This window comes from Pseudarthrobacter sp. PvP004 (assembly GCF_017876035.1).
GTDB lineage: Bacteria > Actinomycetota > Actinomycetes > Actinomycetales > Micrococcaceae > Arthrobacter > Arthrobacter aurescens_A.
This window is the reverse complement of sequence record NZ_JAGINL010000001.1, coordinates 1,373,347-1,396,826: the sequence shown is the minus strand read 5'-3', so window position 1 is coordinate 1,396,826 and position 23,480 is coordinate 1,373,347. Positions and strand designations below refer to the sequence as shown.

Below are 23,480 nucleotides of genomic sequence, written 5' to 3'. Positions count from 1 at the left end.
TTACACCGCTTTCCCGTACCCTGCGAAAGGCACCTTTAATGCAGCTTCCCGTCTGGTTCGAGATCGGCTCTTTTGTCGCCCTCGGAATCATCCTGCTGATCGACCTCCTGTTGGTCGTCAAGCGTCCCCATGAACCTTCCATGAAGGAAGCCGGCCTGTGGGTCGGCTTCTACGTTGCACTCGCCCTGCTGTTTGCAGTGGCCATGTTCATCTTCGCCGGCCCGGAATACGGCGGGCAATTCGTCGCCGGCTGGGTCACTGAGTACAGCCTCAGTATCGATAACCTCTTTGTCTTCATCATCATCATGGCGCGCTTCTCGGTGCCCCGTAAGTACCAGCAGGAAGTACTGATGGTGGGCATCATCATCGCGCTGATCCTCCGCGGTATCTTCATTGCCCTGGGCGCAGTGGTCATCGAGCAGTTCAGCTGGGTCTTCTACATCTTCGGCGCCTTCCTCCTCTGGACTGCTTGGAAGCAGGCCCGGGACTCCGGTGAGGACGAGGAAGACACTGAGAACCCGCTGATTGCCCGGATCCGCAAGGTCCTCCCGATGTCCGAGAAGTTTGATGGCAACAAGATCCGCACCGTGGTGGACGGCAAGAAGGTCTTTACCCCCATGCTGATCGTTTTCATCACCATCGGCCTCACTGACCTCCTGTTCGCCGTGGACTCCATCCCGGCGATCTTCGGCCTGACCCAAAGCGCCTTCATCGTCTTCACCGCGAACATCTTCGCCTTGATGGGCCTGCGTCAGCTGTACTTCCTCCTCGGCGGACTCATGACACGCCTGGTGTACCTGAAGCACGCCCTGTCCGTAATTCTGGCCTTCATCGGCGTCAAGCTTGTCCTGCACGCCATGCACGTCAATGAGCTTCCGTTCATCAACGGCGGCCACCACATCGAGTGGGCTCCTGAGATCCCCACCTATGTTTCGCTGGCGGTCATCGTGGGCACCATCATCGTTGCTGTCGTAGCAAGCCTGTTGAGCCCTGCAGCACGCCAGGCGAAGCTGGATGCACGCTTGGAAGAAGATGCACGCAAGAGCATGAGCGAAGCAGAGTAACTGACCTCCAAAAGTTGTAGTCTCGTGAAGTGACTACCACTTCAACTACGGCGCTGGACCCACAACGGGTTCAGCGCCGTACTGTTTTCCTGCTCAGTTCCGCACAGCTGCTCAGCGGCGTTGGCAATGGGGCCACACTTTCCATCGGCTCCCTGCTGGCCGTGGACCTATCAGGATCCGAAGCATGGGCGGGATCCATCACCACCGTCCTGACACTGGCTGCCGCAGTTGCAGCACTGCCGCTGGCCAGATTGGCTGAGGCACGCGGCCGGCGCGTAGGTCTTGTCACCGGGTTGGTAGCTGCGATGGTGGGTGCGCTGCTCATCATCGCGTCAGTCATGAGCCAGTCGTTTGTGCTTCTTTTGCTGGGCGCAGCCTTCCTTGGCCTTGGGACCGCCGCGAACCTGCAGGCACGGTTCGCCGCCGTCGACCTCGCTGAACCGGAGCACCGTGGTCGATCATTGTCCACCGTGGTCTGGGCCATCACCATCGGAGCCGTGGCAGGGCCTAACCTGATCCAGCCCGGAGCCGCAGTGGGTGAGGCACTTGGCCTGCCGCCCATCGCCGGCCCCTTCGTCTTCTCCGCTGTGGGACTGTTCCTGGCAGCCGGCCTGTTGTTCGCAGGCTTGAGGCCGGATCCTCTGCTGATGTCCCGTCGACTGGCCGCTCAGGCTGAGGCTGGAGACGAGCCAGGGGCCCAGCCTGTCCGGGGAACCATCCGGTCCGGTCTTCGCGCAGTCCGTTCATCACCGCAGGCGATGCTCGCACTGGCGGCAGTGGTCGCTGCCCACGGCGTCATGGTGGCTGTCATGTCAATGACACCGCTGCATCTTCAACAGCTTGTGGGTGGATCCCACGAAGGACACCATGGAGGAACCACCGACAGCACGGATGCGCTGGTGGTCATCGGGCTCACGATTTCCCTCCACATCGCTGGAATGTTCGCCCTATCGCCCCTGTGGGGTTGGCTGACAGACAAGGCCGGCCGCTTTCAGACCATTGCCATGGGCCACGGGCTTTTGCTGGTCGCGGTGTTCATCGCCGGCTTCGGCCAACATGAACCTGCGTTGGTGACGGTAGGGCTGATTCTCCTGGGCCTGGGATGGTCGGCGGCAAGCATTGCCGGATCAACGCTGTTGGCCGAGAGCCTCGCACCTGAGCAACGCGTCACCGTGCAGGGCGTCTCGGACACCCTGATGGGTGCCGCCGGGGCGGTCGGCGGTGCAACCTCCGGCCTCTTGCTTGCCTGGATTGGCTATCAAGGCCTCAACATCGCTTCCAGCGTTCTCGCCGCAGCCGTGCTTGCCCTGACTGTCATTATGGCAGCCGGCCGGCGGACACCGGCATTGATGGGCGGCCAGCCGGATGGCACGTCTGCTTAGCGGGTGGCGCGCACCATGCCGAAGAGTCTCCCAAAGATGCCCTCACCGTCTTCGCCGATGCCGTCATGGTGGAAGTCCGAGGTGACCCAGGTTTGAAGTCCGCGCACCGCAGCAGCGGTTTCAAGGGAAAGATCATGATCCACGTAGATGTCGTCCTTGTATACGGCGGCGGCAACGGGGACTGTGTTGGACGCCAACCGGGTGGGGTCGTATAACGGTTTCCAATCTTTCCGGGCGGCAAGTTGCTCGGCCACATCGCGCAAGGGAACGAGTGCCGGATCCTGTTCGAAGTACCAGGGGTAGACCATTTCCCCCGTGAGCAGAGGCTCTTCCGCCTCAGGCTTGAACTCCGGGTAGTCCTCAAGAACACGCCAAGCGGCCCAGTTGGTTGCCTCGCCCTGACCATAGATTGATTCGTGCAGGACGGCGTAGAGCGGATTGGCTGCCCGGCTCACGAGCCCCCGTACTTGTTCCAGGAACGTTTCTGACAATCGCTCGCCCGAAGGCGTGTCGATAAAAGCATCCTCCAACAGGTAGTGCAAAGCATCGACCCTGGTGTTGCCGCCCAGGAAGGATCCCACCATTTGGAAACGCTCCGGTGTCAACCGTTCGCCACTGGCCATGAGTTCAGTGTGCTGCTCCAGATGACGGGCAATTCGCGTGACCTTTTCCCGGTCCTCCGGGTACCACGAGAAATACTCCGCATTCCTCGCGGCAACTCGACGGAATGTTGCCTGATACACGCGGTCCGCTGCACCGTGGAGGGGTGCCAAGCCACCGGTGATGAGCACTTCCCGCAGCCCCTCCGGGGCGAATGACAGGTACGTCAAAGCACAGAACCCACCGAAGCTTTGGCCCAGTACTGACCACGGGCCGGATCCCAGGACAGCCCGGATGTGCTCGGCGTCGGCCACGATGGAGTCGGCACGGAAGTGGGTCAGGTATTCTGCTTGCGCCGCGGCGTCGCCCTGGAGCTCAAGCGACTGCCGTTCAATCGGCGCGGACAATCCGGTGCCCCGTTGGTCCAGCATCAGGATGCGGAAATCCTTTGCCGCAGCCTTCATCCAGCCGGACAGCGAGGTGACACGGTTGCCTCTGCCACCGGGTCCACCCTGGAGGAACAGCAGCCACGGCAGCTTGGAGGCCTCGACCGCCGAATGGTCGGTGGAGGAGTATTCCCGGGCAAAGATGGTGATCGTCTCGCCGGGGACTTCCGCCTGATGCACCAAGGGAACCGTGAAGTAATGCTCCACTGTCCGGAGTCCACGGAATTCGTGGCGGGCTTGGATGCGGTGCTCGCCAGCGGAGGGCCGCTGGTTAGCCATTGACCAGTCAGCCATGGGTAAGAGCCTCTTTCGCCTCACCGACGTTCGTCCCGTACGCCTGGAGCGCGTCGCCTGTCAGCCTGAACGTTGACCATTCCTCCATGGGGAACGCACCAAGGTTCTTGTAGAAGTTGATGGAGGGTTCATTCCAGTTCAGGACGCTCCACTCCACCCGGGCGTAACCACGTTCGACGGCGGTGGCGGCCAGATACTGCAAGAGCGCCTTGCCGTGTCCCTCGCCACGGGCATCCGGAACCACGTAGAGGTCCTCAAGGTAGATGCCGTGGACGCCTTCCCATGTGGAGTAGTTCAGGAACCAGAGCGCGAAACCCTGAACTGTGCCTGCACTGTTTTCCGCAATGGTGGCGTATACCCGCGGATTCTCGCCAAAGAGTACTTCGGTGAGCATGGCCGGGGTGTTCTTAACGGCGTCCGGTTCCTTTTCGTAGATCGCAAGGTCGTGGATCATACGAAGGATGGCAGGGACGTCTTCAATGGTGGCGGGGCGGATTACACTCATGCATTCGAGCTTACTAGGGGCTCGCGGGCTTCCTACCGCCAGGCGAGCGTGGACGTTCCGTAAGGCACAGGTGGCTGCCGGTAACTGAGCGGGACGCCCTCAACCAGAAGGGGCGGCCCCACAAACGTGAGCTGGCCGTAGGGGCTGTCTGCTCCGAGGAGGTTCGGCTCCCGCAGTGAGCTCACGGGGATGCCCTGATAGCCGGAAGGCACGGCGAACAGCTCCTCGGCCGTCCGTGCCAAGGAGAGACTCGCAGATCCACCGGCTCCGGTCCTTGATCGCTCCGCCAGTAAAGCCAGCACCGCCGCCGCGAGCCCGTAACCTGTGGCGTGGTCCAAGGCCTGTACCGGGAGCGCCCCGGGTTTCCACCCGTCGTCGTGCTTCTGTCCATACCGCTCCGCTATCCCGCAGGCTGCCTGAACCAGGCTGTCAAAGCCTCGCCTGCCCGTCCATGGCCCGCTGCTGCCCCAAGCGGTCAGTGTGACCACCACAAGGTCCGGCCTCGCAGCCAGCAGGGCATCCGGAGCTAAACCGAATTTGTCCAAGCCGCCGGCCCGGTACCCGGTGATCACCACATCCGCTGAAGCCACAAGAGCGTGAACAGCTGCCAGGTCGTCGGACTTCCTGAGATCCGCTTCGGCGCTGCGTTTGTCGAACCCGGCGTCGATGAATGCATCGCTCAGTTCCGGAAGGAGGGGCGGGTCGATGCGCAGAACGTCCGCGCCCAGCGCACCCAATAGGCGCGTTGACGTAGGTCCGGCGATGACCCGCGTCAGGTCGAGCACTTTAAGCCCGTCCAACGGCCGGAGTGGGTCCGCAGACGGCGTCCATGACGGGGCCTTCGAATCCAAGGACCCAATATTAGTGGGGGTCAGGCTGATCCAAGGGCCGGAGCTTGCCGCAGAGTGCATGGGTGAGGAGACCCATGCCTCGCGGCTCCGGACAGCGGCAGCCGCTCCCTTATGTGCCACGATTGCAGTCTCGGCCTCCAAGGAGGTCATAGACAGCAACGCGTTGTCCACGTCCTGCGGGACGCTGGCCGAGAGCGCTTCCATCAACCGGGCCGCATGATGGGGATAGTTGGCGTGAAGGCGGATCCAGCCGTCCGCAGTGCGCCGGAACCCGGATGCGGGTGCGAAGCCCTGGGCCGTCCGGCCCATAATCCGGAGGTGGCCCAGCGAATCGAAGGATGCTGCCGTCAGCCCTGAGTCAACCGAGTATCTCCCGGGAGAACCTGTCAGTGCGTTGAGCGCTGTGGCGGCGCTTTGAACCGAACCGAGCGCCAAACCCTCGACGTCCAGGCCGCCACCCCACCACCGACGTGAACCGCTGCAGGCCGCCGGCTGTTCTTTGCGCAGGGCTTCCACCTCGCGCAGGCCGGCGGTCAGATCCGGGACGGATTCCATGGCACCGGGTTTCATTGCACGTGGACCTAGAGCCTGTTGACGTCTGTCACCCGGACCACGGCGGTGCCGGTCTCATCGGACGCCGCCAAGTCGATGTCGGCAGAGATTCCCCAGTCGTGGTTGCCCGCGGGATCGTCGAAGATTTGGCGGACCTTCCACGTCCCCGTTTCCTCGTTGATGATGAGCAAACCAGGACCCCTCGCGTCAGGGCCCGTGCCAATGTCGTCATGTTCGTCGAAGTAATCGTCCAGGACCTCTTCCCACCTCTCCGCATCCCAGCCGGCATCGGCGTCGAGTTCGCCCAACGCGGCGGAGTCCTCGTCGGCAAAAAGCTCAACCCTGCGGAACATCTCGTTCCGAACCATGACCCGGAAGGCTCGAACGTTGGCGGTCAACAGCGGCGGCGGGGGCGGGGGAGCGTCATGGGGTGTGGGGGCGAGTCCGGACGTCAGCTCCTCCCACTCATCCAGCAGGCTGGAATCCACTTGGCGTACCAGCTCACCCAACCAGGCGATGAGATCTTCAAGGTCCTCACGGAGCGAATCCTGGGGAACTGTCTGCCTCAGCGCGCGGAAGCCGTCCGCCAGATAGCGCAGGACGATGCCCTCCGAGCGGGCCAAGCCATAGAACTGCACAAACTCGCCGAAGTTCATGGCACGCTCGTACATGTCCCGGATAATCGATTTCGGAGCAAGCTCGAAGTCGCCCACCCAGGGGGCTGCCTTGCGATAGACCTCAAAGGCCTCACCAAGAATCTCTGCCAGCGGCATGGGGTAGGTAACTTCGTCCAGCATGGCCATGCGCTGGTCATACTCAATGCCGTCAGCCTTCATGGCCGCAACTGCCTCGCCCCGGGCCTTCTTCTGCTGAGCGGAGAGGATCTGCCGCGGTTTCTCCAGGGTTGACTCAATGACAGAGACAACATCCAATGCGTAGGAGGGAGACTCCGGATCAAGCAGCTCCAGGGCGGCAAGTGCGAAGGGGGAGAGCGGCTGGTTGAGGGCAAAGTTGGCTTGCAGATGGACAGTCAGCCGGACTGAGCGTCCCTCAGCCTCTTGTTCCTCCTCCGGGATGCGTTCCACGACACCCGCGGCAAGAAGTTCCCGGTAGATCCCCAGGGCCTTCTTCATCAGCTTGAGTTGCGCCGGACGGCTCTCATGGTTCTCACTAAGCAGGCGCCGGGTTGCCTGGAAGGGGTCGCCCGGGCGTTCCATGAGGTTCAGCAGCATCGCATGGGTAACGGTGAAGCTGGACGTCAGGGGCTCGGGCACAGACTCGACGAGTCGCTTGAACGTGGGTTCGCCCCAGGACACGAATCCTTCCGGAGGCTTTTTCTTCACCACTTGGCGCAGTTTCTTCTGGTCATCGCCGAACTTGGCTGTGGCCTTGGCCATGGCTTTCGTATTTTCAACCACGTGGTCCGGAGCCTGAACCACCACTGTGCCTGCGGTGTCGTAGCCTGCGCGGCCCGCACGGCCGGCAATCTGGTGGAACTCACGGGAGTTAAGAGACCTGGTGCGTACGCCGTCGTACTTGCTCAGAGCCGTCAACAGCACTGTCCGGATGGGCACGTTGATGCCCACCCCCAAAGTATCGGTTCCGCAGATCACTTTGAGGAGGCCGGCTTGGGCGAGCTGTTCCACGAGTCGGCGGTACTTCGGCAGCATACCGGCGTGGTGGACGCCAATGCCGTGACGGACCAGCCTGTTAAGGGTCTTTCCGAAGCCGGCGGCGAACCTGAATCCCGCGATCAACTCGGCGATGCGGTCCTTCTCTGCCCGGCTGCACATGTTGATGCTCATCAGGTTCTGGGCACGCTCAATGGCTTCCGCCTGGCTGAAGTGAACCACGTACACGGGAACCTGCTTGGTTGAGAGCAGTTCCTCCAGCGTCTCGTGAACAGGGGTCAGGTGGTAGTAGTGGTGCAGCGGAATGGGTCGTTCCGCTGAACTTACAGTCGTGGTAGTCCGGCCCGTCAGCTCAGTCAGACCGGTTTCGAACCGCGAGACGTCGCCCAACGTGGCCGACATCAGGAGGAACTGCGCTTGGGGCAGTTCCAGCAGCGGTACTTGCCACGCCCAACCGCGCTGCGGGTCGGAGTAGAAGTGGAACTCGTCCATGATCACGGAGCCCAGCTCTGCCGCCGAGCCTTCGCGGAGGGCGATGTTGGCCAGGATTTCCGCCGTGCAGCAGATGATGGGTGCATCCTGGTTCACGCCGGAATCACCGGTGATCATGCCGACGTTTTCAGCGCCGAAGATTTCGCAGAGTGCAAAGAACTTTTCGGACACCAGTGCCTTGATGGGAGCCGTGTAATAGCTCCGCTGGCCCCGAGACATAGCCTCGAAGTGCGCCGCGATGGCTACCAGGGACTTTCCGGAACCGGTAGGAGTAGCCAGGATGACGTTCGCGCCGGAGGCGAGCTCCATGATCGCTTCGTCCTGCGCCGGGTACAGCTGCAGCCCGCGGCTCTCAGTCCACTCCACGAACCGTGTGTAGATTTCGTCCGGGTCCAAAGGACCGGTGGCGGTGGAACCGGGGAGCTGCTCAAGAAGTTTCATTGGTTTCCAGCTTAGTGCCCGGACGGTTTAGGCTCGGCCCAGCAGGCATGCCCGATCCGAGGAGGCTTTTCGTGAAGTGGGACCCGTCCAAGTATGTGGAATTCGGCAACCATCGGGACAGGCCGTTCCATGACCTCGTGGCGAGGGTCCGGGCCCACGATCCACAGAAGGTTGTTGATCTCGGCTGCGGCCCCGGGAACCTGACCGCAACGCTGGCCGACCGCTGGCCGGAGGCACTCGTGGTGGGTCTGGACTCATCGGAGGAAATGCTCCTCAAAGCGGAGCCCCTTAGACAACAGTCCAATCGCTTGGCCTTCACTCAAGGCGACATCGCGGAGTGGGTTCCCGATGCTGATACGGACGTCGTGGTGACGAACGCCGCTCTCCAATGGGTTCCCGGTCATCAGGAGATGCTGGCCGGCTGGCTTCGCGCCCTCAAACCGGGCGCGTGGTTTGCCATGCAGGTGCCGGGAAACTTTACGTCCCCGTCCCACACGCTCATGCGGCAACTGGCAGAGTCGGGAACGTGGTCCACACGGCTCGGCGGCGTGCTTCGGCACGATGGCGCAGTGGGCAGTCCTGCGGACTACTTGGGAATCATGCTCGACGCCGGATGTGCGGCGGACGCTTGGGAGACCACCTACCAGCAGGTGCTGCCGGGGGAGGACCCCGTCCTGGAGTGGGTCCGCGGTACGGGCCTGCGTCCCGTGCTGGCGGCCCTGTCTGCGCAGGAGGCAGCTGACTTCGAGGCAGAGTACTCAGCCCTGCTGCGCGAGGCCTACCCCCCGACGAGCCACGGAACGGTCTTCCCGTTCCGTCGCATTTTTGCTGTCGCCCAAAAGGCCGCATGAACCGGCAAGACGCTTCGCCCCCGCGCAGCACGCTCGGTTCCATGCAACGTCACGGCTTGTCCCTTGCCGACGTCGCTGGTCTAATTCTCGGCATGGACCAAGGACGCTTCGAACAGCAGATGCCCCAAGTGGAACCGGCACCAGGCCGGAGTTCCTCGTGACTCCCACAGGCGATTTTCCGGGCAGCTGGCGCCCCAACACCAGCAGTGCCGTTGCGCTCTTTGATCAATTGAGATTGCGGATCATCGAACTCGTGGATGCCGGAGTCCTTGCCGTTGGCGCCAAGCTTCCTCCTGTTCGCAACCTGGCCGGGGTGCTGGACGTCGCTCCGCACACGGTTGCGCGTGCTTACAAGGAATTGGAAGCAGCAGGGGTAGTGGCAACACGGGGCCGCAACGGCACCGTGGTCTGCGCACGGGATGATCGTTGGGGAGCGCTGGCCGGCGTCGCGGCACAATACGCCGCCGCCGCGAAGGCCCAGGGGGCTTCATTCGCCGAGGCAGTGCAGCTTCTTGCTGCGGCTTATGACGCCGACTGATACCGATCAGTAGCATGTGAGGCACGACATGGAAATTCGAAGAAGTTTTCGATTAGCATTGGTAGGTGCCCAAAGCCTTAGCTGAAGATACCGCCATGGATGCCTCTAAAGGCGTCTCCGTCCTTCCCGTTGCCAAACCCGCCAAGCCGGATCTTTCCCGCTTGGTGGTCAAGGGTGCCAGGGAACACAACTTGCGAAACGTGGATCTCGATCTCCCCCGTGACGCCATGATCGTGTTCACGGGACTCTCCGGTTCCGGCAAGTCATCCTTGGCTTTCGACACTATCTTTGCGGAGGGCCAGCGTCGGTATGTGGAGTCATTGTCCGCGTACGCGCGCCAGTTCCTTGGCCAAGTGGACAAGCCTGATGTCGATTTCATCGAAGGCCTGTCTCCGGCAGTGTCCATCGACCAGAAGTCCACCAGCAAGAATCCGCGTTCCACGGTTGGCACCATCACCGAAATTTACGACTATATGCGTTTGCTGTGGGCGCGCGTTGGCCGTCCGCACTGTCCCGTATGTGGCGAGCCCATCGCCCGGCAGACGCCGCAACAGATTGTGGATCAGCTCCTGGAACTGGATCCGGGCACGCGATTCCAGGTCCTGGCTCCTGTTGTTCGAGGGCGCAAGGGTGAATTTGTTGACCTCTTCAAGGAACTGACCGCGAAGGGTTATTCCCGCGCCCGTGTAGACGGCGAACTGGTTCAGCTGAGCGATCCTCCCAAGCTGGGCAAACAGTTCAAGCACACCATCGAGGTTGTGGTGGACCGTTTGGTGGTCAAGGAAGAGATCAGCCAGCGGCTCACCGATTCCGTGGAGACGGCTCTTGGCCTTGCAGAAGGCCGGGTGTTGGTGGAGTTCGTGGACCTCGATGCTGAGGATCCCGAGCGTATCCGCGCCTTCTCGGAGAACCTGGCGTGCCCCAACGAGCACCCTTTGGCCATCGACGAAATTGAACCCCGCTCGTTCTCGTTCAACAACCCCTTCGGCGCCTGCTCCGCTTGTAGCGGCATTGGCACCCGGCTGGAAGTGGATGAAGAGCTGATCGTTCCCAATCCGGAGCTCTCCCTGGGTGAGGGCGCCATTGCCCCTTGGGCCCTCGGCACAGCGACGACGGAGTACTGGAACAGGCTCCTCGAGGGCCTGGCGCACGAGCTGGGCTTCTCCATGAAGACATCATGGGAGAAGCTGCCCAAGGACGTCCGCAATACCGTGCTTCATGGCAAGGACCACAAGGTTGTTGTCCAGTACAAGAACCGTTTTGGTCGTGAGCGTAAGTACAGCACCGGCTTTGAAGGTGCCATTCAGTACGTCCACCGTAAGCACGGGGAAACGGATTCCGACTGGGCCCGCGACCGGTACGAAGAGTACATGCGTCAGATTCCCTGCCCTGAGTGCAACGGTGCGCGCCTCAACCCGGCGTCGTTGTCCGTGCTCATCAACGGGAAGTCCATCGCCGAGGTTGCTGCCCTTCCGATGCGTGAGTGCGCCGAGTTCCTGGGCAGCCTTACCCTGACCAACAGGGAAGCCCAGATTGCCAACCAGGTGTTGAAGGAAATCCAGGCCCGCCTGACCTTCCTCCTGGACGTCGGCTTGGAGTACCTCAACCTTGAGCGCCCCTCCGGGACCTTGTCCGGCGGCGAGGCACAACGCATCCGATTGGCCACCCAAATCGGTTCCGGCCTGGTGGGCGTCTTGTACGTTTTGGATGAGCCATCCATTGGCTTGCACCAACGAGACAACCGGCGGCTGATCGAGACGCTCACACGCCTCCGGGACCTTGGCAACACCCTGATCGTGGTGGAGCATGACGAAGACACCATCCACGAAGCCGACTGGGTGGTAGACATCGGACCTGGCGCCGGCGAACACGGAGGCCAGGTGGTGCACTCCGGAACCTACAAGGAACTCCTGGAGAACACCGATTCGCTGACGGGTGACTACCTCTCCGGACGCCGGAAGATTGATGTCCCCGCCAAGCGCCGCAAGTACGACAAAAAGCGTGAACTCAAGGTTGTGGGCGCCAGGGAGAACAACCTCGACAACGTGGACGCCACGTTCCCCCTGGGACTCTTTACCGCCGTGACCGGCGTTAGTGGTTCCGGCAAGTCCACGTTGGTGAACGAGATCCTCTACAAGGTGCTCGCTAACAAACTCAACGGCGCCAAGCAGGTTGCAGGACGTCACCGCACGGTGGCCGGACTTGAGCACCTGGACAAGGTGGTCCACGTAGATCAAAGCCCCATCGGCCGTACACCCCGATCCAACCCGGCCACCTACACCGGCGTCTTTGACAACATTCGGAAACTCTTCGCTGAGACAACCGAAGCCAAGGTACGTGGATACCAGCCCGGACGGTTCTCGTTCAACGTCAAGGGCGGGCGCTGCGAAGCCTGTTCAGGCGACGGTACGTTGAAGATCGAGATGAACTTCCTGCCGGATGTCTATGTTCCTTGCGAGGTGTGCCACGGCGCCAGGTACAACCGGGAGACCCTTGAAGTTCATTACAAGGGCAAGACCATTGCCGACGTCCTCAACATGCCCATCGAGGAAGGCGCGGAGTTCTTCGCTGCTTTCACTCCGATCGCACGGCATCTGAACACCCTGGTGGATGTCGGCCTTGGCTACGTCAGGCTTGGCCAGCCGGCAACCACTCTGTCCGGCGGCGAGGCCCAGCGTGTGAAGCTGGCTGCCGAGCTCCAGAAGCGTTCCAACGGTCGCAGCATCTATGTCCTGGATGAACCCACCACGGGCCTGCACTTTGAAGACATCCGCAAGCTGCTCATGGTTCTTCAGGGCTTGGTGGACAAGGGCAATACCGTGATCACCATTGAGCACAACCTGGACGTCATTAAATCCGCGGACTGGATTGTAGACCTCGGCCCCAATGGCGGTTCAGGCGGCGGAAAGATCGTGGCCACGGGAACGCCTGAGCAGGTGGCAAAATCCACCGACAGCCACACAGCGACCTTCTTGGCTGAGATTCTGAGTTAGTTACTGACGGGACGGCCGGGAGGCCGTCAGAGGAATATCTCCGAGACCTTGGAAGTATTCCCGTAGCGGCATGCGAGTTTCAGGCATGCCGCTACTCGTGAGAAACTAACCCGGTGACTCAAACAACGGTGCCCGTAATATTCGATCTGGACGGCACCCTTGTCGATCCTGCCGGTGGTATCACGGGAGGCATTTCTGCGGCCCTCCGGGAAATGGACCTTCCTGTTCCGGAACAAGCAGTGCTGAATTCCATGGTGGGTCCTAAACTCAGCGATTCCCTTCTGCATTTGGCCGACGTCCCGGGCGAATTAGTGGATGAAACCATTGAGCGATACCGGCATCACTACAAAGAAACCGGCATTGGCCAGAGCAAGCTGTACCCAGGCATCTTCGATCTCCTTGAGTATTTCGCGGAGACCGGCCGGCCTGTCGCGGTAGCCACCCAGAAGCCGCAGTCAATTGCACGGCTAGTGCTTGAGCACCACAAAATTGCAGACTTCTTCGTCTCCATTCGAGGTGCTGCGGACGACGAATCCCTCAAAGCAAATACGGCGTCCGGCAAAGTTGAGATCGTGGGCGCGGCCTTGAAGGATCTTCACTCCCAGCCGGCCGTCATGGTCGGGGACAGGCATCAAGACGTCGCGGGTGCTTTGGCCAACGGGTTGGATTGCATCGGGGTCAGTTGGGGTTTCGCCCCGGACGGTGAACTTGAGGAAGCCGGAGCAGTCGCCATAGTAAGCACTGCCCTGGAGCTTCGCAGCAAAATTGAAGAACTTGACGCTGTCCGCGCGGCAGCCCTGAGCGAGGTACAAAACGATGGCAGTCTTTGATGCGATCCGCTGGACAACCCGTGGCCTGATTTCCTCCACGTGCCGTCCAACGGTCATTGGACTGGAGAACGTTCCCAAGGATGGGCCATTCATCGTAGCGCCGAATCACCTGTCCTTCCTGGACAGTGTCATTGTCCAGGCACTCATGCCCCGGCCTGTTGCCTTTTTTGCCAAGGCTGAATACTTCACCACCAAGGGCGTCAAAGGCGCCGTGATGAAGTCGTTCTTCGAGGCAGTAGGTTCCATTCCCGTTGAGCGCGGTGAACAGGCGGCCAGCGTGCAGGCGCTCAAAACATTGCTGGACATCTTGGAATCCGGGAAGGGCATCGGCATTTACCCTGAAGGCACCCGGTCCCGAGACGGCATTCTCTACCGTGGCAGGACCGGCGTGGGGTGGCTCGCCTTGACCACAGGTGCCCCGGTAATCCCGGTCGGTCTGATCGGGACCGAGAAGTTGCAGCCTGCGGACAAGAATGCGGTTCGCCCGCAGCACTTCACCATGAAGGTGGGAGAACCCCTCTACTTCGACAAGACGGGCCCGGACCATTCGCTGCCGGCCCGCCGCGAAGTCACGGATAAAATCATGGATGCCATTGCGTTGCTCAGCGGGCAGGAACGGTCCACGAGCTACAACCAAAGCAAATCGGTCGACTAAGGCCTGGCAACCCGGCTCCTGGCAAAGACTGTCGCTCCCGTTCACTAGACTGGAACAGTGGCAGATCCAGCAAGTTACCGGCCCCAAACGGGTGAAATTCCCACTACGCCGGGCGTCTATCGTTTCCGCGACCCCCACGGTCGGGTCATCTATGTGGGCAAGGCAAAGAACCTCCGCTCCAGGCTGAATTCTTACTTCGCCAACCCCGCAGGGCTTCTCCCCAAGACCCATGCAATGGTCCACGCGGCCAGCAGTGTTGAGTGGACCGTGGTGGGTAGCGAGCTGGAATCGCTGCAGCTGGAATACACGTGGATCAAGGAATTCAAGCCACGGTTCAACGTGGTGTTCAGGGACGACAAGACCTACCCCTATCTGGCTGTCACCATGGGGGAGAAGTACCCCAGGGTGCAGGTCATGCGTGGTGAAAGAAGGAAGGGCACCAGGTACTTCGGCCCCTACACAGCCGGTGCCATCAGGGAAACCATGGATACGCTCTTGCGGGTTTTCCCTGTCCGGAGTTGCAGCGCGGGCGTCTTCAAGCGGGCTGAGTCCAGCGGCCGGCCCTGCCTTCTGGGATATATCGACAAATGCTCGGCACCCTGTGTGGGACGGGTCACCCCTGATGAGCACCGCGGCCTCGCTGAGGACTTCTGCTCCTTCATGGGCGGCGAAGCCAAACGTTTTATCAGCCGCTTGGAAAAAGACATGGCTGCCGCCGTTGCCGAACTGGACTACGAGCGCGCGGCGGGGCTGAGGGACGACATCATTGCCCTCCGCAAGGTCTTTGAACGGAACGCAGTGGTGCTCGCGGAGGACACGGACGCTGACGTCTTCGCTCTCCACGAGGACGAACTCGAAGCGTCCGTTCAGGTGTTCCACGTGCGCGGCGGCCGTGTCCGTGGGCAGCGCGGCTGGGTGGTGGAAAAGGTGGAGGATGCCACCACTCCCGAACTCATCGAACACTTGCTGCAGCAGGTCTACGGCGAGGACAGTGAAGTCCAAGGCCGCATTCCCCGGGAAGTCTTGGTTCCCGAGAACCCCAGCAACCATGCTGAATTGATGGAATGGCTTGGCGGCTTGCGTGGCGCCAGGGTGGACATCCGTGTCCCTCAGCGCGGCGACAAGGCCGCCCTGATGTCCACTGTGCGCGAGAATGCCGAGCAAGCCCTGAAGCTGCACAAGACCCGGCGCGCAGGAGACATTACGGTCCGCTCGCTTGCCCTTCAGGAACTTCAGGAGGCCCTGGAGATCCCGGTTCCGCTCCTGCGGATCGAGTGCTTCGATATCTCCCATGTCCAAGGCACCAACGTGGTGGCTTCCATGGTGGTGGTGGAAGACGGACTGCCCAAAAAGTCCGACTACCGGAAATTCTCCATTGCGGGCGCGGCAGCAACGGACGATACTGCGGCCATGCACGACGTCCTGACCCGTCGGTTCAGGCACTACCTGACGGATAAGGCTGCACAGGTCCCCATCGTTTCCGGCGAGATCGTCAACCCGACGCGTGCAGGCGCCAAGAGCGGCACTGAGCTGCCGCCGTCGGACCTTGACGTTCCAGCGCCGAAGGCCAAGTTTGCCTACCCGCCCAACTTGGTTGTGGTGGACGGTGGGCAGCCGCAGGTCAATGCTGCGGCCCGTGCCCTTGCTGAGTTGGGTATTGATGATGTTTACGTGGTGGGTCTCGCCAAGCGGCTCGAGGAAGTTTGGCTGCCTGACAGTGACTTCCCCGTCATCCTGCCCCGAACATCGCAGGGGTTGTATCTCCTGCAACGGATCCGTGACGAAGCCCACCGCTTTGCCATTACTTTCCACCGGCAGAAGCGCGGCAAGGCGATGACAGTTTCCGTCCTGGACGGCGTACCGGGCCTTGGCGAGGCAAAACGCAAGGCTTTGGTAGCCCATTTTGGCTCGCTCAAGAAGATCAAGGCCGCGTCCGTGGAGGAACTCACCTCTGCCAAGGGCATCGGGCCCGCGCTGGCCGCTGCCGTGGTACAGCACCTTGGGTCCACCGAAGACGCAGGTGAAAGGGCGCCGGCGGTTAACATGACCACCGGCGAAATCCTCGAATCTTAGCTAGGGTAAGAACCTGGCCGGTCGGCGCACCATTGATTCCGGACGCCTTAAACGGGCCATATGCGACCTCCTTCCCAGGCGGCTGCCACGAGCTTTTCGAATGACCACTTCCGACGAAACGGGGACAACTGATGGATGAGGCTACGGCAAAGTCCGGCACGGAGCAGGACGGCCTGACGCCCGTCAAGCCACCTGAAGCGGAATTGTTGGTGGTAACCGGCATGTCGGGCGCCGGACGCAGCACCGCCTCCGATGCTTTGGAGGACCACGGCTGGTACGTCGTGGACAACCTTCCTCCGCAAATGCTGGGCACTTTGGCCGAAATTGTGTCACATGCCCCGAAGTCGATTCCCAAACTTGCCGTAGTGGTGGACGTTCGCAGCAAGGACCTCTTCACTGACATCCAGACGGCTTTGGGGGCGCTGAGCGCGAGCGGCATCACCTTCCGGGTACTCTTCCTGGACGCCAACGACGACGTCCTGGTCCGGCGCTTCGAGCAGGGGCGCCGCCCGCATCCGCTGCAGGGCGGGGGAAGGATCCTCGACGGCATCGGCATCGAGCGTGAGGTCCTTCGTGAACTGCGCGAACACGCCGACGTCGTTCTGGACACCTCCGAGTTCAACGTCCACGGCTTGGCTACGGCCATCACGGAACTGTTCAGCGATACCGGGCCGGTGACACTTCGCTTGAACGTCATGAGCTTTGGCTTCAAATACGGGCTGCCCGTGGACGCGAATTTCGTGGCCGACGCCCGCTTCATCCCCAACCCGCACTGGGTTCCCCAATTGCGGCCGCATACGGGCTTGGATGAGGATGTCAGCGATTACGTGCTGGGCGCGGAGGGTGTTCAGGAGTTCGTGGACCGCTATGTGCGGGCTTTGGAGCCTGTCCTGGACGGTTACCGCCAGGAGAACAAGCACTACGCCACGCTGGCAGTTGGTTGCACAGGCGGCAAGCACCGTTCGGTGGCAGTCGCCATGGAACTTTCGAAGCGCCTGGCGCAGTACCCGCGCGTCACCGTGACCACCACCCACCGCGACCTGGGACGCGAGTAGTGGGGGTTCTGACGGGCCCGCTGCCACTTATTCCGCCCAAGGGCGTCCCCGGCAGCCAGCAGAAGAAGAGCCCCTCCGTGGTGGCCTTGGGCGGCGGTCATGGCCTCGCGGCGTCTCTGTCTGCCTTGCGTCTGCTCACCTCGGAGCTGACGGCAATCGTCACAGTGGCGGACGACGGCGGCAGTTCCGGGCGTCTCCGCGATGAGTACGGCGTCCTCCCGCCCGGAGACCTGCGGATGGCCCTGAGCGCCCTGTGTGATGACACTGACTGGGGCCGCACCTGGCGCGATGTCATGCAGCACCGCTTTGAAGCGGGTTCGGCGAAGGGCGGCTCGCTGGACAACCACGCCATGGGCAACCTGCTCATCGTCACACTGTGGGAGCTTCTGGGGGACACCGTTGCCGGCCTGAAGTGGGCCGGAGCACTGCTGGGTGCCCGCGGACAAGTACTGCCGATGTCCAGCGTTCCCCTCACCATTGAGGGCAAGGCGCGCATGGAGTTGCCGGATGGTGGCCACGAACTGAGGACGGTTCGGGGGCAGGCGAAGTGTGCCGTGGCGGGAAAGCTGGAAGAAGTCAGGCTCCTGCCCGAATCCGCTCCTGCCTGCACCGAAGCACTCACCGCGATTGAGCTTGCTGATTGGGTCATCCTGGGCCCCGGCTCTTGGTATACCTCGGTTTTGCCGCATTTGCTGTTGCCCGAGCTTCGTCGGGCCTTGGGCGATACCGCTGCCAAACGCTGTCTCACCATGAACCTGGACGTTGAAACCAAAGAAACCTCGGGCATGACCGCAGCGGATCACTTGGATGTCCTGCGCCGCTATGCGCCTGAGTTCACGGTGGACGTCGTCCTGGCGGATCCCGCGGCCGTGCAGGATCGCAAGGCCTTTGAGAAGGCGGCCGCGATGATCGGCGCCGAAGTGGTGTTGGGTAGAGTAGGGGCGTCGAGGCGCCGCCCCGTCCATGATCCACTGCTGCTGGCAGCGGCGTACCACGATATTTTCGGGAACAGTTAGGAATACGCGATGGCACTTACTGCGTCGGTCAAGGACGAACTGTCCCGGCTGGACATCAAGAAATCTTCCGTCCGCAAAGCGGAGGTTTCGGCAATGCTGCGTTTCGCAGGCGGCTTGCACATTATTTCGGGGCGGATCGTCATCGAGGCTGAAGTTGACCTCGCCTCCACCGCCCGTCGTCTCCGGGCAGCGATCGCTGAAGTCTATGGGCATCAGAGCGAAATCATCGTTGTTTCCGGCGGAGGATTGCGCCGGGGGAGCCGCTACGTGGTCCGCGTAGTGCGCGACGGCGAGGCACTTGCCCGCCAAACGGGCTTGTTGGATGGCCGTGGACGTCCTGTTCGGGGTCTTCCTTCCGCAGTGGTCAACGGTTCAGCGGCCGATGCTGAGGCCGTGTGGCGGGGCGCTTTCCTTGCCCATGGCTCACTCACTGAACCAGGGCGATCGTCGTCACTCGAAGTGACGTGCCCGGGCCCTGAGTCCGCGTTGGCGCTAGTCGGTGCTGCCCGCCGGCTTGGGATTCAGGCCAAAGCACGTGAAGTTCGCGGCGTGGACCGTGTGGTCATCCGTGACGGCGACACCATTGCTACCCTCCTGACACGCATGGGCGCCCATGACGCCCTGATGGTCTGGGAAGAACGGCGCATGCGAAAGGAAGTCCGGGCAACGGCCAACAGGCTTGCCAACTTTGATGACGCCAATCTGCGTCGCTCGGCCCAGGCGGCAGTAGCAGCGGGCGCCAGGGTGGACCGTGCGTTGGAGATCCTTGGCGACGACGTTCCGGACCATCTCAAGTACGCCGGGGAGCTTCGCGTGGCCCACAAGCAGGCCAGCCTGGATGAACTCGGCCGCCTTGCCGATCCACCCATGACCAAGGACGCCATAGCGGGCCGTATTCGCCGGCTCCTGGCCATGGCAGACAAACGCGCCCTGGATTTGGGCATTCCGGGCACTGAGGCAAATGTGACTCCGGAAATGATGGACGAGTAGAGCACACCCATAGAATCGAAAAGTGTGAAGGAAATACTGCGAGGCCACCGCCGGTTGTTCCCGGTGGAGGCATGAACAGTCTTCTTCACCAAGGATTTCCGGCCGGCCCGCTGGCCGGATGACATAACGAGAGTTACCAACCCGGACGTGAGTCCATTACATTGGAGGATTTCGTGACAGAGTACGTTCTGCCCGAGCTCGGCTACGACTACGCAGCACTCGAGCCGCACATTTCGGCAAAGATCATGGAGCTGCACCACAGCAAGCACCATGCGGCATACGTTGCAGGCGCCAACAACGCCCTCGCCCAGCTGGCCGAAGCGCGCGAAAAGAATGATTTCGCCAACATCAACCGCCTCTCCAAGGACCTCGCGTTCCACACCGGTGGGCACATCAACCACTCCGTGTTCTGGAACAACATCTCCCCGGACGGCGGCGACAAGCCCGAAGGCGAACTGGCTGCTGCCATTGACGACGCTTTCGGCTCCTTCGATGCTTTCCGTGCCCAGTTCAGCGCGGCTGCACTGGGCCTGCAGGGTTCCGGCTGGGCCTTCCTGGCATACGAGCCCATCGGTGGAAACCTGCTCATCGAGCAGCTCTACGATCAGCAGGGCAACGTGGCAGTGGGCACCACCCCGCTGCTGATGCTGGACATGTGGGAGCACGCCTTCTACCTGGACTACGTCAACGTCAAGGCTGACTACGTCAAGGCCTTCTGGAACATCGTCAACTGGGCCGACGTCGCCAAGCGCTTCGAAGCTGCCCGCGCCAACGCCACGGGCCTCATCGTCCTCTAGTTGGTGAGTCCCGGTTCACGCGAATGTAACAAAAGTCACTTTTGGCGTGAATTGGGGCCAAATGCTGGAAAGCCTGCCTCCGCAGTTGCGGGGGCAGGCTTAGTTAAACGTAAGATGGATCACGGAAGGCGGTTAGCCTTCAGCAACGTGGCTGGTCGCCCTCCGATCTGATAATCACCTCTGCCCAAAGACGTGCGGGGTCTGTTAGTTGGAAATATTTGATCCGACTCACTAGGCGTGCTTGCAAGAGCACCAAGGAGATTGACACATAGTGACCACCCGTATTGGTATCAACGGCTTCGGCCGCATCGGCCGTAACTACTTCCGCGCAGCACTGGCCCAGGGCGCAGACCTTGAGATCGTGGCAGTGAACGACCTCACCAGCCCCGAGACTCTCGCCCACCTCCTGAAGTACGACTCCGTCGGTGGCCGCCTCACGCAGTCCGTGGAGGTTGTTGATGGCAACCTGGTAGTCGATGGCAAGTCCATCACCGTTCTGGCCGAGCGCGATCCCGCCAACCTCCCTTGGGGCGAGCTGGGCGTAGACATCGTCATCGAGTCAACCGGTTTCTTCACCAAGGCAGCAGCTGCGCAGAAGCACATCGATGCCGGCGCCAAGAAGGTCCTCATTTCGGCACCCGCCAGCGACGAAGACATCACCATCGTTATGGGCGTCAACCAGGATCTCTACGATCCCGCAACGCACAACATCATCTCCAACGCATCCTGCACCACCAACTGCCTCGGCCCGCTGGCCAAGGTTGTCAATGACGCTTTCGGCATCGAGCGTGGCCTGATGACCACGGTCCACGCCTACACCGCAGACCAGAACCTGCAGGACGGCCCGCACGGCGATCTCCGCCGCGCCCGTGCTGCCGCCATCAACATGGTTCCCACCTCAACCGGTGCAGCCAAGGCTATCGGCCTGGTCCTGCCGGAACTGAAGGGCAAGCTGGACGGTTACGCCATTCGCGTTCCCGTCCCCACGGGTTCCGCCACGGACCTCACGGTCACCGTTTCCCGCGAAGTCACGGTTGAGGAAGTCAACGCTGCCGTCAAGGCTGCCGCTGAGTCCGAGCAGTTCGCCGGAATCCTCAGCTACACGGATGCCCCTATCGTGTCCTCGGACATCGTCGGAGACCCCGCGTCCTCCATCTTCGATTCCGGCCTCACCAAGGTCATCGGCAACCAGGTCAAGGTTGTTTCCTGGTATGACAACGAGTGGGGCTACTCCAACCGCCTCGTAGACCTCACGGAGCTTGTCGCATCCAAGCTGGGCTAGGGTAGACACATGACATCTCACACCCTCAACGAGCTCATCGCTGAAGGTGTCCGCGGGCGGTACATTTTGGTCAGAAGTGACCTGAATGTGCCGCTCGACGGCTCTGCAGTGACCGATGACGGCCGCATCAAGGCCTCCCTTCCGGTCCTCAAGAAGCTCTCGGACGCCGGTGCCCGTGTGCTCGTAACCGCACACCTCGGACGCCCCAAGGGCGCCCCAGAGGACAAGTACTCGCTCAAGCCCGCTGCGGCCCGCTTGGCGGAGCTCGCGGACTTCAAGGTCCAGTTGGCCAACGACACGGTGGGGGACTCCGCGAAGGAGCTCGCGGCCGGTCTCCAGGACGGCGAAGTACTCGTCTTGGAAAACGTTCGCTTCGATGCCCGCGAAACCAGTAAGGACGACGCCGAGCGCGGCGCCTTCGCTGATGAGCTGGTTGCCCTGACGGGGACCAACGGCGCGTATGTTGACGACGCCTTTGGCGCGGTCCACCGCAAGCACGCCAGCGTCTTCGATGTCGCAACCCGGTTGCCGTCATACCTGGGCGATCTTGTGCACACCGAAGTAGAGGTTCTCCGGAAGCTCACAACGGATACGCAACGTCCCTACGTTGTGGTTCTTGGTGGCTCCAAGGTTTCTGACAAGTTGGCAGTCATTGACAACCTGTTGGGCAAGGCTGACACCATCCTTGTTGGCGGCGGCATGCTGTTCACCTTCCTGGCAGCAGCCGGGCATAAGGTGGCGGGCAGCCTCCTCGAGGAAGACCAGATTCCGGTGGTCCAGGACTACCTCAAGCGCGCATCCGATGCCGGAACGTCGTTCGTGATCCCAACCGATGTTGTGGTCGCCAGCCGTTTCGCTGCGGATGCTGAACACGAGGTCGTTAAGGCAGACGCCATAGAGGACAGCACCTTTGGTGCTTCCGGCATCGGCCTGGACATCGGCCCGGAATCCGCAGCGGCATTCGCGGCCCAGATCGAGGGGGCCAAAACCGTGTTCTGGAACGGCCCCATGGGCGTCTTCGAATTCGAAGCCTTCTCCAGCGGCACGCGCGCCATTGCGCAGGCACTTACGGATACGGTTGCGTTCACCGTGGTTGGCGGTGGCGATTCCGCCGCAGCCGTCCGCACCCTCGGCTTCGAGGATTCGCAGTTCGGCCACATTTCCACCGGTGGCGGTGCCAGCTTGGAATACCTTGAAGGCAAGGAACTTCCCGGTCTGAGCGTCCTGGACCGCTAAGCATCAACCGACCGGCAGGGCGCCACCGCGTCCTGCCGGTCGTTCCATATCTCAACGCATTTTTTGGAGTTCATGTGACTACCTCTGCTAACGGCAACTTCATCCGCAAGCCCTTCATCGCCGGCAACTGGAAGATGAACATGGACCACGTCCAGGGCATCACCTTGCTGCAGAAGCTCGCGTGGACACTGTCAGACGCCAAGCACAACTACAACCGTGCGGAGGTTGCAGTATTCCCTCCGTTCACCGACCTCCGCGGTGTCCAGACACTCGTACAGGGTGATGAACTGGAAATTGTCTACGGTGGCCAGGATCTGTCCCAGTTCGACTCCGGCGCTTACACGGGTGATATCTCCGGTCAGTTCCTCAGCAAGTTGGGCTGTGCCTACGTATTGGTGGGCCACAGTGAGCGCCGCACTATCCACAACGAGTCTGACGAGGTTTTGAACGCCAAGGTCAAGGCCGCCTTCCGCCATGGACTTACTCCCGTACTGTGCGTAGGTGAGGGCCTTGAAGTCCGTCAGGCGGGCACACACGTTGAACACACCTTGGCCCAGCTGCGTGCCGGTGTGGAAGGCCTCACGGCTGAGCAAGCTGCTGAACTCGTTGTGGCTTACGAACCCGTCTGGGCCATCGGTACCGGCGAAGTTGCTGGCCCGGAAGACGCACAGGAAATGTGCGCTGCAATCCGTGCCGAGCTTGCCGAACTCTTCGATGAGACTGTCGCAGGGAAGACGCGCCTCCTTTATGGCGGCTCCGTCAAGGCCAATAATGCTGCCGCCATCATGGCCGAAAGCGACGTTGACGGATTGCTCGTGGGTGGCGCCAGCCTGGACCCCGCCGAGTTTGCTAACATTGTCAGGTTCGAGAGCCACCTCGTCACGGACTAGTCCGGCTCCCGTTTTC

The 23,480-nt window shown here is 61.6% G+C and carries 20 protein-coding genes; 16 read left to right on the top strand and 4 right to left on the bottom strand.

What is annotated here, in order from left to right; all coding sequences use genetic code 11:
- Window positions 1–38: 38 nt before the first annotated feature.
- Window positions 39–1,064: a TerC family protein gene (locus J3A64_RS06380; RefSeq protein WP_011774760.1), complete on the top strand. Its 1,026-nt coding sequence runs from the start codon at window positions 39–41 to the stop codon at window positions 1,062–1,064.
- Window positions 1,065–1,093: 29 nt separating this feature from the next.
- Window positions 1,094–2,446 (top strand): MFS transporter, encoded by a 1,353-nt coding sequence (locus tag J3A64_RS06375; protein ID WP_210063825.1) that lies wholly within the window; start codon window positions 1,094–1,096, stop codon window positions 2,444–2,446.
- Here the strand turns inward: J3A64_RS06375 and J3A64_RS06370 are convergent.
- From J3A64_RS06370 to J3A64_RS06355, 4 genes are read right to left on the bottom strand one after another with little or no spacing between them, the layout of a single operon-like run.
- A complete protein-coding gene (locus J3A64_RS06370) occupies window positions 2,443–3,786 on the bottom strand; it encodes an alpha/beta fold hydrolase (RefSeq protein ID WP_014921864.1) in 1,344 nt (447 codons plus the stop codon). The two genes, J3A64_RS06375 and J3A64_RS06370, sit on opposite strands and share 4 nt — an antisense overlap.
- Window positions 3,779–4,291 (bottom strand): GNAT family N-acetyltransferase, encoded by a 513-nt coding sequence (locus tag J3A64_RS06365; RefSeq protein ID WP_011774763.1) that lies wholly within the window; start codon window positions 4,289–4,291, stop codon window positions 3,779–3,781. The genes J3A64_RS06370 and J3A64_RS06365 overlap by 8 nt, the downstream gene beginning before the upstream one ends.
- Before the next feature lie 32 nt (window positions 4,292–4,323).
- Entirely contained in the window at window positions 4,324–5,712 is a 1,389-nt protein-coding gene (locus J3A64_RS06360) for a CoA transferase (RefSeq protein WP_210063824.1), read from the bottom strand.
- Window positions 5,713–5,723: 11 nt separating this feature from the next.
- Window positions 5,724–8,258: an RNA helicase gene (locus J3A64_RS06355; RefSeq protein ID WP_014921866.1), complete on the bottom strand. Its 2,535-nt coding sequence runs from the start codon at window positions 8,256–8,258 to the stop codon at window positions 5,724–5,726.
- A 71-nt stretch (window positions 8,259–8,329) separates the two neighbouring features.
- On the opposite strand from J3A64_RS06355, the gene J3A64_RS06350 reads away from it, so the two are divergent.
- From J3A64_RS06350 to tpiA, 14 genes are all read left to right on the top strand, one after another.
- Window positions 8,330–9,109 carry a trans-aconitate 2-methyltransferase gene (locus J3A64_RS06350; RefSeq protein WP_043806079.1) on the top strand — a complete coding sequence of 260 codons (780 nt, stop codon included), beginning with the start codon at window positions 8,330–8,332 and terminating at the stop codon, window positions 9,107–9,109.
- Window positions 9,106–9,270 carry a hypothetical protein gene (locus tag J3A64_RS06345; protein WP_159101463.1) on the top strand — a complete coding sequence of 55 codons (165 nt, stop codon included), beginning with the start codon at window positions 9,106–9,108 and terminating at the stop codon, window positions 9,268–9,270. Before J3A64_RS06350 ends, J3A64_RS06345 begins: the two co-directional genes overlap by 4 nt.
- Window positions 9,267–9,647, top strand: coding sequence for a GntR family transcriptional regulator (locus J3A64_RS06340; protein ID WP_011774767.1), 381 nt, complete (start codon window positions 9,267–9,269; stop codon window positions 9,645–9,647). The genes J3A64_RS06345 and J3A64_RS06340 overlap by 4 nt, the downstream gene beginning before the upstream one ends.
- Before the next feature lie 65 nt (window positions 9,648–9,712).
- Window positions 9,713–12,640 carry an excinuclease ABC subunit UvrA gene (uvrA, locus tag J3A64_RS06335; protein ID WP_011774768.1) on the top strand — a complete coding sequence of 976 codons (2,928 nt, stop codon included), beginning with the start codon at window positions 9,713–9,715 and terminating at the stop codon, window positions 12,638–12,640.
- 113 nt (window positions 12,641–12,753) lie between these two features.
- Window positions 12,754–13,470: an HAD hydrolase-like protein gene (locus J3A64_RS06330; RefSeq protein WP_210063823.1), complete on the top strand. Its 717-nt coding sequence runs from the start codon at window positions 12,754–12,756 to the stop codon at window positions 13,468–13,470.
- Entirely contained in the window at window positions 13,457–14,125 is a 669-nt protein-coding gene (locus J3A64_RS06325) for a 1-acyl-sn-glycerol-3-phosphate acyltransferase (RefSeq protein WP_011774770.1), read from the top strand. The genes J3A64_RS06330 and J3A64_RS06325 overlap by 14 nt, the downstream gene beginning before the upstream one ends.
- A 57-nt stretch (window positions 14,126–14,182) precedes the next feature.
- Entirely contained in the window at window positions 14,183–16,198 is a 2,016-nt protein-coding gene (uvrC, locus tag J3A64_RS06320) for an excinuclease ABC subunit UvrC (RefSeq protein ID WP_210063822.1), read from the top strand.
- A gap of 131 nt (window positions 16,199–16,329) precedes the next feature.
- Window positions 16,330–17,253, top strand: coding sequence for an RNase adapter RapZ (rapZ, locus tag J3A64_RS06315; protein WP_011774772.1), 924 nt, complete (start codon window positions 16,330–16,332; stop codon window positions 17,251–17,253).
- On the top strand, window positions 17,253–18,269 hold the full coding sequence (yvcK, locus tag J3A64_RS06310; RefSeq protein WP_011774773.1) for a uridine diphosphate-N-acetylglucosamine-binding protein YvcK: 1,017 nt from the start codon (window positions 17,253–17,255) through the stop codon (window positions 18,267–18,269). Before rapZ ends, yvcK begins: the two co-directional genes overlap by 1 nt.
- Window positions 18,270–18,278: 9 nt before the next feature.
- Window positions 18,279–19,259 carry a DNA-binding protein WhiA gene (gene whiA / locus J3A64_RS06305; protein WP_011774774.1) on the top strand — a complete coding sequence of 327 codons (981 nt, stop codon included), beginning with the start codon at window positions 18,279–18,281 and terminating at the stop codon, window positions 19,257–19,259.
- Window positions 19,260–19,432: 173 nt separating this feature from the next.
- Complete coding sequence (locus J3A64_RS06300) at window positions 19,433–20,056, top strand: superoxide dismutase (protein ID WP_043470256.1); 624 nt, start codon at window positions 19,433–19,435, stop codon at window positions 20,054–20,056.
- 271 nt (window positions 20,057–20,327) lie between these two features.
- Window positions 20,328–21,338 (top strand): type I glyceraldehyde-3-phosphate dehydrogenase, encoded by a 1,011-nt coding sequence (gap, locus tag J3A64_RS06295; protein WP_014921872.1) that lies wholly within the window; start codon window positions 20,328–20,330, stop codon window positions 21,336–21,338.
- Between the two features lie 9 nt (window positions 21,339–21,347).
- Window positions 21,348–22,574, top strand: a complete 1,227-nt coding sequence (gene pgk, locus J3A64_RS06290) for a phosphoglycerate kinase (RefSeq protein WP_011774777.1) — start codon at window positions 21,348–21,350, stop codon at window positions 22,572–22,574.
- Between the two features lie 74 nt (window positions 22,575–22,648).
- Window positions 22,649–23,464, top strand: a complete 816-nt coding sequence (tpiA, locus tag J3A64_RS06285; protein ID WP_210063821.1) for a triose-phosphate isomerase — start codon at window positions 22,649–22,651, stop codon at window positions 23,462–23,464.
- The last annotated feature ends 16 nt before the right edge of the window (window positions 23,465–23,480 follow it).

Coding starts and splice junctions, on each gene's coding strand:
- J3A64_RS06380 (WP_011774760.1), top strand. CDS start 39: ATGCAGCTTCCCGTCTGGTTCGAGATCGGCTCTTTTGTCGCCCTCGGA.
- J3A64_RS06370 (WP_014921864.1), bottom strand. CDS start 3,786: ATGGCTGACTGGTCAATGGCTAACCAGCGGCCCTCCGCTGGCGAGCAC.
- J3A64_RS06365 (WP_011774763.1), bottom strand. CDS start 4,291: ATGAGTGTAATCCGCCCCGCCACCATTGAAGACGTCCCTGCCATCCTT.
- J3A64_RS06360 (WP_210063824.1), bottom strand. CDS start 5,712: ATGAAACCCGGTGCCATGGAATCCGTCCCGGATCTGACCGCCGGCCTG.
- J3A64_RS06355 (WP_014921866.1), bottom strand. CDS start 8,258: ATGAAACTTCTTGAGCAGCTCCCCGGTTCCACCGCCACCGGTCCTTTG.
- J3A64_RS06345 (WP_159101463.1), top strand. CDS start 9,106: ATGAACCGGCAAGACGCTTCGCCCCCGCGCAGCACGCTCGGTTCCATG.
- J3A64_RS06325 (WP_011774770.1), top strand. CDS start 13,457: ATGGCAGTCTTTGATGCGATCCGCTGGACAACCCGTGGCCTGATTTCC.
- rapZ (WP_011774772.1), top strand. CDS start 16,330: ATGGATGAGGCTACGGCAAAGTCCGGCACGGAGCAGGACGGCCTGACG.
- whiA (WP_011774774.1), top strand. CDS start 18,279: ATGGCACTTACTGCGTCGGTCAAGGACGAACTGTCCCGGCTGGACATC.
- pgk (WP_011774777.1), top strand. CDS start 21,348: ATGACATCTCACACCCTCAACGAGCTCATCGCTGAAGGTGTCCGCGGG.